Source organism: Metasolibacillus meyeri (genome assembly GCF_003049505.1).
Lineage (GTDB): Bacteria > Bacillota > Bacilli > Bacillales_A > Planococcaceae > Metasolibacillus > Metasolibacillus meyeri.
Genome location: NZ_PYWN01000128.1, coordinates 1 through 10,643, shown reverse-complemented (window position 1 = coordinate 10,643; position 10,643 = coordinate 1). Strand labels below are relative to the sequence as shown.

General features: G+C 38.1%; 16 protein-coding genes. 3 read left to right on the top strand and 13 right to left on the bottom strand.

Going from position 1 to position 10,643, the window contains the following annotated elements; all coding sequences use genetic code 11:
* Positions 1–189: 189 nt before the first annotated feature.
* Positions 190–1,734, bottom strand: coding sequence for an L-glutamate gamma-semialdehyde dehydrogenase (gene pruA / locus C9J34_RS17010; RefSeq protein WP_107841374.1), 1,545 nt, complete (start codon positions 1,732–1,734; stop codon positions 190–192).
* A gap of 160 nt (positions 1,735–1,894) precedes the next feature.
* Between pruA and C9J34_RS17005 the strand changes: the two genes are divergently transcribed.
* A complete protein-coding gene (locus tag C9J34_RS17005) occupies positions 1,895–3,190 on the top strand; it encodes an AAA-type ATPase lid domain-containing protein (protein WP_107841373.1) in 1,296 nt (431 codons plus the stop codon).
* 61 nt (positions 3,191–3,251) lie between these two features.
* On the opposite strand, the gene yugI is transcribed toward C9J34_RS17005, so the two are convergent.
* The 3 genes from yugI to C9J34_RS16990 form a co-directional block, all read right to left on the bottom strand.
* Positions 3,252–3,623, bottom strand: a complete 372-nt coding sequence (gene yugI / locus C9J34_RS17000; RefSeq protein WP_107841372.1) for a S1 domain-containing post-transcriptional regulator GSP13 — start codon at positions 3,621–3,623, stop codon at positions 3,252–3,254.
* A 95-nt stretch (positions 3,624–3,718) separates the two neighbouring features.
* The gene (locus C9J34_RS16995) at positions 3,719–4,804 is read right to left on the bottom strand and encodes a hypothetical protein (protein ID WP_107841371.1); all 1,086 of its coding nucleotides are present in this window, start codon (positions 4,802–4,804) and stop codon (positions 3,719–3,721) included.
* Positions 4,797–5,321 (bottom strand): RNA polymerase sigma factor, encoded by a 525-nt coding sequence (locus tag C9J34_RS16990; RefSeq protein WP_107841376.1) that lies wholly within the window; start codon positions 5,319–5,321, stop codon positions 4,797–4,799. The genes C9J34_RS16995 and C9J34_RS16990 overlap by 8 nt, the downstream gene beginning before the upstream one ends.
* A 135-nt stretch (positions 5,322–5,456) precedes the next feature.
* Here C9J34_RS16990 and C9J34_RS16985 point away from each other — a divergent pair, with 135 nt between their 5' ends.
* Positions 5,457–6,782, top strand: a complete 1,326-nt coding sequence (locus C9J34_RS16985; RefSeq protein ID WP_107841370.1) for a sodium-dependent transporter — start codon at positions 5,457–5,459, stop codon at positions 6,780–6,782.
* A 68-nt stretch (positions 6,783–6,850) separates the two neighbouring features.
* Here the strand turns inward: C9J34_RS16985 and C9J34_RS16980 are convergent, their stop codons facing one another.
* The 9 genes from C9J34_RS16980 to C9J34_RS22075 all read right to left on the bottom strand — a co-directional run bounded on the left by C9J34_RS16980 (position 6,851) and on the right by C9J34_RS22075 (position 9,982).
* A complete protein-coding gene (locus tag C9J34_RS16980) occupies positions 6,851–7,111 on the bottom strand; it encodes a DUF1871 family protein (RefSeq protein ID WP_193769056.1) in 261 nt (86 codons plus the stop codon).
* Between the two features lie 344 nt (positions 7,112–7,455).
* Entirely contained in the window at positions 7,456–7,749 is a 294-nt protein-coding gene (locus C9J34_RS16975; RefSeq protein WP_107841369.1) for a hypothetical protein, read from the bottom strand.
* Between the two features lie 122 nt (positions 7,750–7,871).
* Entirely contained in the window at positions 7,872–8,498 is a 627-nt protein-coding gene (locus tag C9J34_RS16970; protein WP_107841368.1) for a hypothetical protein, read from the bottom strand.
* A 107-nt stretch (positions 8,499–8,605) separates the two neighbouring features.
* Entirely contained in the window at positions 8,606–8,959 is a 354-nt protein-coding gene (locus tag C9J34_RS16965) for a hypothetical protein (RefSeq protein WP_107841367.1), read from the bottom strand.
* A complete protein-coding gene (locus tag C9J34_RS16960; RefSeq protein ID WP_153062647.1) occupies positions 8,956–9,177 on the bottom strand; it encodes a hypothetical protein in 222 nt (73 codons plus the stop codon). The genes C9J34_RS16965 and C9J34_RS16960 overlap by 4 nt, the downstream gene beginning before the upstream one ends.
* Entirely contained in the window at positions 9,164–9,364 is a 201-nt protein-coding gene (locus C9J34_RS16955; RefSeq protein ID WP_107841365.1) for a hypothetical protein, read from the bottom strand. Before C9J34_RS16955 ends, C9J34_RS16960 begins: the two co-directional genes overlap by 14 nt.
* Positions 9,351–9,611 carry a hypothetical protein gene (locus C9J34_RS16950; protein WP_107841364.1) on the bottom strand — a complete coding sequence of 87 codons (261 nt, stop codon included), beginning with the start codon at positions 9,609–9,611 and terminating at the stop codon, positions 9,351–9,353. The genes C9J34_RS16955 and C9J34_RS16950 overlap by 14 nt, the downstream gene beginning before the upstream one ends.
* A gap of 15 nt (positions 9,612–9,626) precedes the next feature.
* Entirely contained in the window at positions 9,627–9,809 is a 183-nt protein-coding gene (locus C9J34_RS16945) for a hypothetical protein (RefSeq protein WP_107841363.1), read from the bottom strand.
* On the bottom strand, positions 9,806–9,982 hold the full coding sequence (locus C9J34_RS22075) for a hypothetical protein (protein WP_193769055.1): 177 nt from the start codon (positions 9,980–9,982) through the stop codon (positions 9,806–9,808). Before C9J34_RS22075 ends, C9J34_RS16945 begins: the two co-directional genes overlap by 4 nt.
* 214 nt (positions 9,983–10,196) lie before the next feature.
* Between C9J34_RS22075 and C9J34_RS16940 the strand changes: the two genes are divergently transcribed.
* Entirely contained in the window at positions 10,197–10,412 is a 216-nt protein-coding gene (locus C9J34_RS16940) for a helix-turn-helix transcriptional regulator (protein WP_107841362.1), read from the top strand.
* Positions 10,413–10,643: the final 231 nt, after the last annotated feature.

Sequence of the window (10,643 nt, the reverse complement as noted above, 5' to 3'; positions counted from 1 at the left end):
ACCTGCATCGTGCAGGCCTCCTCTTCAAAATCTGTGACATCCGCCGGAGGCTTAACTTAAATCAACAGAGTATTTGGGACTCCATCTGATTCCATTACTTTTCTCGCAGTTCTCCCGCCTCTTATGGCAATGGGGAACTTCTGTATCTGTCGCTTCGCTTTCGATACAAAAAAACAATGTTGAATTAAGTTAAAGCATTTCTGAAGTTGTTTTTGCTTGCATGTGTAATTGTAAGTAGTCTGGGCCACCTGCTTTAGAGTCTGTACCTGACATGTTGAAACCACCAAATGGTTGGTAGCCTACAATAGCACCTGTACAGCCTCGGTTAAAGTAAAGGTTTCCTACATGGAACTCTTCACGCGCTTTTTCTTGGTTGAAGCGGTTGCTGGTAATAACAGCACCTGTTAAACCGTATTCTGTATCGTTTGCAATTTCAATTGCTTCGTCGAAATCTTTTGCTTTCGCAATCGCTACAACTGGTCCAAAGATTTCTTCTTTCATAATACGTGCAGATGGAGCTACATCTGCAAATACAGTTGGATGTACGAAGTAACCAACAGAATCATCTGCTGTGCCGCCTGCAACTAGACGTCCTTCGCCTTTTCCGATTTCAATGTACTCTGTTACTTTATTAAATGCCGCTTGGTCAATTACTGTTGCCATGAAGTTTGATGGATCTGCTGGATCACCAACAGTTAACGCTTTTGTTAACTCTTCTACACGGTTGACAACTTGCTCATAGACATCTTCTACGATAACTGCACGTGAACATGCTGAACATTTTTGACCAGAGAAGCCAAATGCTGATTTTACGATTGATTGTGCCGCTAATTCAAGATCTGCCTCTTTATCGACAACAATTGTATCTTTACCGCCCATCTCAGCGATAACGCGTTTAATCCAAATTTGACCTTCATTTAATACAGAAGCGCGTTGGTTAATACGTAAACCAACATCACGTGAACCTGTGAAGCTGATGAAGCGTGTGCGTGGGTGATCCACTAAGTAGTCCCCTACTTCCGCACCGCTACCTGGTACGTAGTTCACTACGCCTGCTGGTAAGCCTGCTTCTTCTAATACTTCAATAAATTTGTAAGCGACAACTGGTGTTGTTGAAGCTGGTTTTAATAATACTGTGTTTCCTGTAACAACTGCTGCTACTGTTGTACCAGCCATAATTGCAAATGGGAAGTTCCAAGGAGAGATAACGATACCAACTCCTAATGGAATATAATCATAACGGTTATATTCGCCTGGACGGCTTTCTACTGGTTGACCACCTTTAATGCGTAGCATTTGACGACCATAGTATTCTAAGAAGTCGATTGCTTCAGCCGTATCTGCATCTGCCTCGTTCCATGGTTTACCAGCTTCTTTTGTTAACAAAGCTGAGAATTCAAATTTACGACGACGGATAATTGCAGCTGCTTTAAATAATACGTCTGCGCGAATAGCAGGATCTACTTTTTTCCATGTTTTGAATGTTTCATCTGCAATTTGCATTGCTTTTTCAGCAAGATCACGTGAAGCTTTCGATACGCGACCAATCACTTCTGTTTTCTTAGCTGGGTTGTAAGAAACGATTTTGTCTTCTGTTGTGATGCGCTCGCCACCAATAATTAATGGGTAATCTTGACCTAAGTAGCTATCAACTAATTTTAAGCCAGCTAAATATGCATCTTTGTTTTCTTGTTGTGTAAAATCTGTGAATGGCTCGTGTTTATATGGAATCATGAAAAATCCTCCTAAATTAATTTTTATAATATTTTTAAATGTCACTTCGTGCAAAAAAAATTTGCACTTAATCACACTTTATATTTATAATAATGCAAAAGATTATTGCTTTTTTCAAGTATAATCTTTTAAAAATTTACGAAAATTTGAGGTGCTTGCATTGTTTGAGCAGCAAAGACAACTCATTCCCTTTTATATACATGCAATTGAGCATATTTCTGTAGGGATTCACGCAATTGATACCGAAGGCAAAACATTGCTTTATAATGCAAAAATGAAAGAGATAGAAGGCTATGCTTTTGAAGAAATGACAAGCCATTCCCTCTTTGAGCTTTTCGCATTTCGCAAAAAAGATAGTACATTATGGCGCGTTTTACAAACGGGACGCAAAGAAATGAATGTCAAACAAACATATCGCAATAAAGATGGTCATGAAATTACAACGCTAAATGACACATTCCCTATTTTCGATGAAGATAAACTTATCGGTGCAATTGAGTTCGCACGCGATATTACATCTTTAGAAAAGCTGATATATCAGCCTTTACGAAGATATGGTGAGCCACTGACATTCGATTCTATTTCAGCTGTTTCTAGTGCGATGAAACAAGTAATGACACATGCAAAAAAAGCAGCGCATGCCCGTATTCCCGTTGTACTTATTGGAGATTCTGGCACTGGTAAAGATTTAATTGCCGAAAGCATTCATCATGCATTATTGCCAAATAACGATGATTTTATTACATTTTTCAGTAGACGCGATGAACATATTGTAGAAAAAATTCGCAGCCATTTACAGGCTGGTGGTAACTATACGTTCTTCTTTGAACGCATTGAATTTTTATCGATTGATATGCAAGAACAACTGCTTCATATTTTGAAGGAGTTGTCAGTAACACAACATATGATTATCGGTAGCATTGGCAGTGACCCAATCGACTTAATTAGCGATGGACAATTGTTAAAGGAGCTTTATTATTTTTTCGCTAATTTAACGATTTCCATACCACCATTATGCGAGCGTAAGGAAGATATCGAGCCTTTTGTCACGGATTATTTTGCTCGTCACCGCGCGCGCTTCGCCTCATCAATTCAAGGTCTATCGCCGGAGGTAATGCGGCTATTTATGAGCCATGATTGGCCAGGTAACTTGAAGGAATTAGAGTTGCTACTTGATGAAATTGCAGCGGTTATAACGAATGAGGAAGTCGTCACATTTGAAATGCTACCACTGCATTTCCGCTTTAAAGTGCAACAAGTAGATACACCAACAAGCCTGATTTTAAACGATGAGCAACTTCTGCCGCTTGATGAATATTTGCGTGATGCTGAAGTGTTTTACGTACAAAGTGTTTTGAAAATGCATAATGGCAATGTAACAAAAGCAGCAGCAGCACTCGGTATGAGCAGACAAAACTTACAATATCGTCTGAGGAAATGGAAACAATATGATTAAATAGCAAAATAGAACCCTCAAAACGTTAGAGGGTTCTATTTTGTGTGTCTTATTCGATTTGCTATTTTTGCCCTGACTGATCAATCCATTCCTGTAGCTTATCTTTCAGCGGTTGAAAACCTGCTGCATCATCTTCATCAAGGCGCTCTTGCAATGTTTTGCGTTGTTCCTTTTTGAAATGGGTAGGCTCTTCCTGCAACGCACGAATTGACAAGCTAATTTTTTGTGATCCACGTTCAATTTCTAATATCTTCACCGTAATCTCATCGCCAACTTTTAAAAAATGACTAACATCCTTTACAAACCCATACGTAATTTCCGATATGTGTACAAGCCCTTGCGTTTGCTCATCTAGCGCTACAAATGCCCCGTATGGTTGAATTCCAGTTACATTTCCAGTTAGCACGTCACCTACTTTGTATTGTTTTTCCATCACACGTTCCTACCTTCTGTGTCTTATATACGAAAATGTCATGTTAAATTATAACATAATGCACTATACAGAACAAAGGAACGCTTCAGTGAGGCTTATGGATATTTTTTCGCCAACAGCGCATTGTGGATCGTTCGATAATCTAGCTGCTCCTTCGTTGAAACGTCCTCTAAAAGCGTTGTCGCAATAGGGGCAACCGCGCTGTTTTCAGCTATTAAAAATTGCAGAAGCTCCTTATTCGATTCCTCAGTTAAAATTTTCAGCATCATTAATTCATAATAGCCTGCAAGATGCTGCGTATATCGATCATATTGTTCATCCAGCAATGTTCGCTCTAAAAGAAGTGCTGATTTTGCTGCTTCTTTAAAAGGCACGACAAGCTCACCAGCATAAAAATAATGCTCCGCTTTTATGACTTCAAAAAAGCCGATTGTTTCAGGAGAAAATGCCGTAAATAACTCATCTAGAATCGTGGTGTAATCAAAAACGAGCTGCTTTTTTTCACCAAGCTCCATTAAGACAAAACCCTCGTCCTTTGCTGCTGCTATGATTTCAGGTGTGTATGCTATCGAATGATACAGCTCGCTAAGTGCCTTCACCTTATCGATATACATTTGCACATCGTTTATTTCTTCAGCATCATCTTGTTGTTGCTTTAACAACATTAATTTTGGTGAGCGTAATTTTTCGATTGTTTCATTTTGAAAAATAGTTAACTGTCCCTGCCAAGCTCCTTGTGCATAGTATGCCATCGACGCATCACTTGTATAAAATTGATAGCTTGCTTCCGCATTTTGCACATATGCCAAAGAATGAAATTGTTCTTCTGTTAGATGTAACGCTTTCCGCTGTCGCTCTTTTTCCTCTTTATAAATCGGTGCGAAAGCTTGGCGCCACGTTTCGAACTCCTTTTTCGCTAGAGCGAATCGCTCCATATTTGCACGCTCGATTTCATTCATCGCTTGCATCTCCTGCTGCTGTTGTATAGCATAAAGCGGCACTAATATCGCTAAAATACAAGCACTCGCAAGCGATACAATCCACAGGCTTCGCTTTTTTCTTTTTCTTGGTAGCTGATTTGGCAAATTCGCCGTGATTTTTTCAGCATTGACGAGCGAGGGCATGCGGTCATAATGATTTTTTAGCTTCGTCATTCGTGCTTCGAATTGCTTGTCATCCATTGTACGCTCCTCCTTGCTGTAAAATGGTTTTTAATTGCTCTTTAGCACGCATTAAGCGCACTTTTACTGTAGACAGGGAAATCGCTAAAACCTCTGCAATTTCTTCATACTTACACTCATGAAAATAATATAGAATGATTGGGATACGATATTTTTCATCCAATGCGAAAATCGCTTCATGTAGCGCTAAATCCTCTGTATCCATCTGTACAACAGGCGCTGTCTCCTTCTGCAATTTATCCTTTTTTCGCTTTTCACGCTCCTCCTTGCGATAATAATCACGCACTGTATTTAAGGTTATTTTATAAATCCATGTCGTAAATTTCCCTTGATCAAATTGCACTAAAAAACGCTGCAACTTAATAAACACTTCCTGTGTCACGTCTTGCACATCATTACTGTGTACACCGCATTGAAAGGAGAATTTTTCCACTGTTTGATAATGTAATCGCACAAGCTCGACATATGCTTCCTTGTCCCCTCTAGCTGCTCGCTTTAACAGCAACTGCTCCATAATGCTTCCTCCTTCCGTTTTTCCTAGCAATGATACGATTGTTTTCTCACTTTTGTTACATTGATTCAAATAAAGTTTTATTTCTGCAAAAAGTGTTGTAGAATAAATACTTGTTTTAAATATTAAGGAGGGTTTTCTTTGGCTTCACGAGAGCATTTTACATCAAAGATTGGCTTTATTTTAGCTGCTGCTGGTAGCGCAATTGGCATTGGCGCTATATGGAAATTTCCATATATGGTTGGTACAAATGGCGGCAGTGTTTTTATTTTATTATTCATTATTTGCACATTACTATTAGGGCTTCCTATTTTAATTGCTGAATTTATGATTGGACGTCGCGGACAAGCTGGGGCTATTCAATCGTTTAAAAAACAAGCACCAAATCGCCCATGGTTTTTAGTCGGATGGCTTGGTGTAATTACGAGTGGTTTAATTTTATCGTTTTACAGCGTTGTTGGCGGCTGGATTTTAAGCTATTTAATGCGAGCATTAACATTCCGTTTGTCGGGACAAAGTGTTGATTTCTCACAGCTATTTCAACAAGTCATCGAAAATCCAATCGAGGTCATTATCGCGCAAGGCGCATTTATGCTCATGACATTACTCATTGTACAAGCTGGTGTGAAAGATGGTATCGAAGTGGCAAGCAAATGGATGATGCCACTGCTCTTTGTCTTTTTCGTTTTATTATGTATTCGCTCCTTAACGCTTGAGGGGGCAATGGAAGGTGTACGCTTCATGTTTGTGCCAGATTGGTCATACTTCAATGGTGAAACCTTTTTATTAGCGCTTGGTCAAGCCTTTTTCTCTCTTAGTGTCGGGATTTGTATTATGATTACATATGCCTCATACTTACCAAAGGAAGAAAACATCGTTAGCTCTGGTGTGAATGTGGCAACAATGAACATTATTATTTCGTTGCTTGCAGGACTTGTTATTTTTCCTGCGGTATTTGCACTAGGCTATTCGCCAGCAGAGGGTCCTGGACTTATCTTTATGATGATTCCTGCTGTTTTTGAGCAGCTACCATTTGGTCAAATACTTTTAATTATTTTCTTTATTTTATTACTATTCGCAACAATTACGTCGGCGATTTCCTTGCTTGAAGTTGTTGTTTCTAACAGCATTGGTGAACGTACACATTTACGCAAAAAGGCTTCATGGTTATTTGCTGCAATTATTTTTATCGTCGGTTTGCCGAGCGCTTTATCTTTCGGCGTCTTATCAAATATAACGCTTTTCAATAAATCAATCTTTGATTTTATGGACTATTTAACGAATAGCATAGCAATGCCAATCGGTGCACTACTTATTGCGTGGTTTGCTGGCTACCATTATCAAAAGCAGCTAGCACAGCAAGAGTTGCAAACTGCGCCTTTATTATTTATAGTTTGGTATGTCATCGTGCGCTATATTGCACCAATTGCGATTATCGTTATTTTAGTGCGTGGTATAATCAGTTAAAAAAAAGCGATTGGGAAAAGAAAACTTCCCAATCGCTTTTTTTAAAAGGAAATCACATTCCCTTTTTGTTATATAATGCATTTTGCTTCAAATTTTATCGCAATTAATTTATAAGCCATTTCGACGCAATGCTCAAATGGAATCCACTGTTCATAGGAGTGCTCATACACCGCTTGAATAACCTTTGCTAAATCGCTTGGGTCATCTATCCCTTGCAAAGCAGCAACGACATCCGCCGCTTCTGTATCATAGTTCCCTTCACCTAATTGAAATGGGTCCCATTCCTCAAGCACTTTAACAGCCTTTTGATTCATTTCGATATTTTCCAATTTTACTAGTCCCCTAAATTATTATGTTTATATGATTCGTATGTTAGTATCATCTTAACGCAACAAGGTACAACTTTTCAATCTAAATTGCTTTATTGTCGGTGTTTGATGGGTTTCAAAGTATTTTTGTTAATGTATTATGGTGCAAGTTGATGTATTTAATTGGGACTGTTTTTGGTTGTTTTGGGGCTGAATTGGGGCTAATAAAAATTGGCGGCGTGTGTGTAGGAATGGGCGGGTTTTAATGGATTGAGGCTGATGGCTTCAATCTTTTTTATTTCTTCTCTACGATTGTCTATATAGCGTTTTATACTCTCATTTTCCAACAATGTGTATGCTTTATTCTAGCTCAAAATTCTATTTACAACCGCTTGTAAATTATTTTGAAAGTTGGGGTCATTCTGCTTGGCGTATTTAAACATTTCCGCTACTTCTTTTGTTTGTTGTGCTACATTAGATAGACCCTGTTGTCCATTTGTTAATACATACTTTAAATTTCGTATACGTGCCTTAAAACTGTTTATAGGTATATTTAACCTTGCACAAATATCTTGCAAAGTATTATAAATTAAACCACTAGCTTCATAATGATGATAATAATAAACTACAATGTCATCTGTTAATAGCCAACTATGCATCAATATTTACCTCCATCAATTAATAAATAAATTATACTAATAAATAAGTAATAATGCTTTTGTTAACAATTTTACTTGGAACTAAAAAGCACCCACAGTTCTATTGTGAGTGCCTTCCCCATCTATTTAACAATCCTCAAATGTTGCTTTTTATTGAGCCTCAACTTTACAGGCTTCCCATACCGTACATATATCGCCTCGCCTTTGCTGTTTCTGAACGTGTTAGGCGTGTCCATTCCCTGTGTAGCCATGAATTCCTCCATTAAATCTAAATGACCGTCAAAACGTCGTATTGCGCTCATAGCTGTCATGCTTTGGACTGCAAAGTGCATAATATCATCATTCATATACTCTATAATTAACTCTAGGATTCTTTCACCGATTCTTTCATGTGGTTGAAGCCCTAGCTCCTGAATAGCTTCTACAGTTGAATAGTAGTCCTTTATTTCGTATTTAGCGCCGTCAAAGGTTTTTTCGATTGGGAATATGTTCATAAACTCATGCAGCGTGAGCAAGCTCATAATGCCCTTTAAGCCTGCTATAAATTCAAAGCATGTGACCGCTTCTTCATAATTCTTTAGCTTGGGATACGTCCCTACAGCTCTCACACCATAAAAGATAATCTTCGGTATATACTTTGATTGGTCAGCCCCTTCCTCTGTAGGACAAGCCTTTAATGAACGGATATAGGCTTTTATATAAAGTTTGTGCTTGTTCATTTCGTCTACTGGATTGTGCTTCTTATGCATGCTCTATCACTCCTAGTTAGTTGATTAAATGAAGGAGCAGCCACACTAAAATAGTTGAAGCCGCTCGCTGTTTTTGATATAGTCAAATTGTTTTTAGTTTTCATTAGTCACTGTTGGCGCAGTGGCTTTTTTTGTTTTATTGTGGGACTCCCCTTCACGATAATGTCGAATAAATCTTTTGAATATCCCTCAACCTTATTGACCTTTTCTTGCATATCTTTCACTAAAGGATGTAACGCCATATCAATGAGACGAATCATATCTTGCATTTCTACTATTGAATGCGCGGCCATTCCTCTATCCTCATGCCATTTATTGAATGTGATTTCATCTAATTGATGTAACAAACGCCCCACAGCTCCTTGTACCACCTTTAGCTCTGTCATTTGAGCTGATAGTGCATAAACTTCAAAATCATTGTCCTGGACTAATGATTTCACTTTGCCTGCTATTTGTTTCATTCTGCTTCCTCCATTTCTTTAGCAAATACTTCTTCATCACCGCGCATTGCTGCATACGCAAAGTCGTACACAAACTTTAGCCCTTTCTCGCTTTTAAGTGCTAGCACTATTCTAATAATCTGTAGACGGTAGTGTATTTTCATGTCGTCACGATAGCGCCCTTTCACCAGCTCTTGCACACCTTCAAGCAACTGTTTATAGTGCTTACTCATTCGCATAAACAGTTCCCCCATTCATCACCCAAGCCCTTACCTCTGCATAGTCGATTGGAATTCGTCCGTTCAACTGTATGAACATCTTCGTATTTTGACGCTCTGCTAACGCATTCCAATGTTCCGCGCTGTAGTCCTCTAAAATGGCTATGTTTGTCCCTTCGATGAAGTCGATATTTTTAATCCCTTTCATTAACCTGTTCCTCCTGTTTTTGATTTGATGTAATTTCGGCTATACATTTTAATGCAGTGTTTATTTTTTCGTTTACCACCTCAGCAAAATATCGGTAACGCTCGAAATCATACGCGACTAGCAACATGTCCTCTTTTTCTTTTGCAGGTTCATACTTATCAAAGAAATCCAACATCATTTCATCTTGCATGAAGTGCGCTATTTTTAATGCTGCTTCTAAATCAAGCAATAAGCCTTCCTGTTTCATTTGCTTCACTCTCCTTTAATTTTGCGTAGCGCGCTTTATACATCGTCTAATTTCTGCCACTTCTAAATCTGTTAATAGCGCATGATAGCGTATAAGCCATTTAAGTCTGTGCTGGTACTTATGCACATCTGTAATGTTATCGTTGTGCTGTTTATATTTTTCTTTGATGTACATTTGGCGTTGCTGAATTGATTTCATCGTGTTTCCTCACACCTTTCACCAGCCTTTGCAATCGTCTGTGTTAGCAATGATGTGTAAGCCATCATCCTTAAAGCGCGGCGTATTGGATAGCCATTCGCCTTGTACCGTGCGGCATGTTTGTGATAAATCGCCTTGCTACGTATGATTTGCTCATGTGTGAGTTTTTTCATCTGTGCCAGCTCCTTTCATTTGATAAATTCGCGGTTTATTTCTAGTCCATTCACCGCTTCCCTTTGATGGGGTTTTGTAAACTTTTATATTACCAATGTAAATTAAAAAGTTGCAAAAAGCAAGTATTTTGTAAAAATAAATATTGCTATTAGCAATTTATTTATTGTCATAGACAACTTAAATTATGATATAATAGGTCTAGGAGGTGTTTAAATGGCTTTAACAATGGGAGAAAAAATTAAAGTTCTGTTGAGCCGAAAAAATATGTCTGTTCAGGACTTAGCAGAGCTATTGGGTCAATCAAGACAAAACATTAATACAAAGCTAAAAAAAGATAATTTTAGCGAACAAGACTTACGAAAAATTGCTGACGTCTTGGATGTTGAATTTGAAGGGTTCTTCTTCTTAAAAAATGGCGACAAAATCTAATAGCAACCACACAAAAAAGCATCTACTCTCACAGAGCGGATGCTTCAGGTATTTCACTATTTAGTATGTGCCTTAGGTCTTGTTCTTTTAATTTTCTTAATCAAAATACACCGTATGTATTTCCGTTAATACTGTTTAAAAAGCAGTTGCAATTTTATAAATATGTTAATATTCAATCTACATTACTTCCTTGAATTTAGTTAAAGTATTTTTATCAAATAATTCCCTAAT

Excerpts from the sequence above, each read along its gene's own strand:
- pruA (WP_107841374.1), bottom strand. The coding sequence starts at position 1,734 with ATGATTCCATATAAACACGAGCCATTCACAGATTTTACACAACAAGAA.
- yugI (WP_107841372.1), bottom strand. The coding sequence starts at position 3,623 with ATGGAAAAACAATACAAAGTAGGTGACGTGCTAACTGGAAATGTAACT.
- C9J34_RS16995 (WP_107841371.1), bottom strand. The coding sequence starts at position 4,804 with ATGGATGACAAGCAATTCGAAGCACGAATGACGAAGCTAAAAAATCAT.
- C9J34_RS16975 (WP_107841369.1), bottom strand. The coding sequence starts at position 7,749 with ATGCATAGTTGGCTATTAACAGATGACATTGTAGTTTATTATTATCAT.
- C9J34_RS16970 (WP_107841368.1), bottom strand. The coding sequence starts at position 8,498 with ATGCATAAGAAGCACAATCCAGTAGACGAAATGAACAAGCACAAACTT.
- C9J34_RS16965 (WP_107841367.1), bottom strand. The coding sequence starts at position 8,959 with ATGAAACAAATAGCAGGCAAAGTGAAATCATTAGTCCAGGACAATGAT.
- C9J34_RS16960 (WP_153062647.1), bottom strand. The coding sequence starts at position 9,177 with ATGCGAATGAGTAAGCACTATAAACAGTTGCTTGAAGGTGTGCAAGAG.
- C9J34_RS16955 (WP_107841365.1), bottom strand. The coding sequence starts at position 9,364 with ATGAAAGGGATTAAAAATATCGACTTCATCGAAGGGACAAACATAGCC.
- C9J34_RS16950 (WP_107841364.1), bottom strand. The coding sequence starts at position 9,611 with ATGAAACAGGAAGGCTTATTGCTTGATTTAGAAGCAGCATTAAAAATA.
- C9J34_RS16945 (WP_107841363.1), bottom strand. The coding sequence starts at position 9,809 with ATGAAATCAATTCAGCAACGCCAAATGTACATCAAAGAAAAATATAAA.
- C9J34_RS22075 (WP_193769055.1), bottom strand. The coding sequence starts at position 9,982 with ATGAAAAAACTCACACATGAGCAAATCATACGTAGCAAGGCGATTTAT.
- C9J34_RS16940 (WP_107841362.1), top strand. The coding sequence starts at position 10,197 with ATGGCTTTAACAATGGGAGAAAAAATTAAAGTTCTGTTGAGCCGAAAA.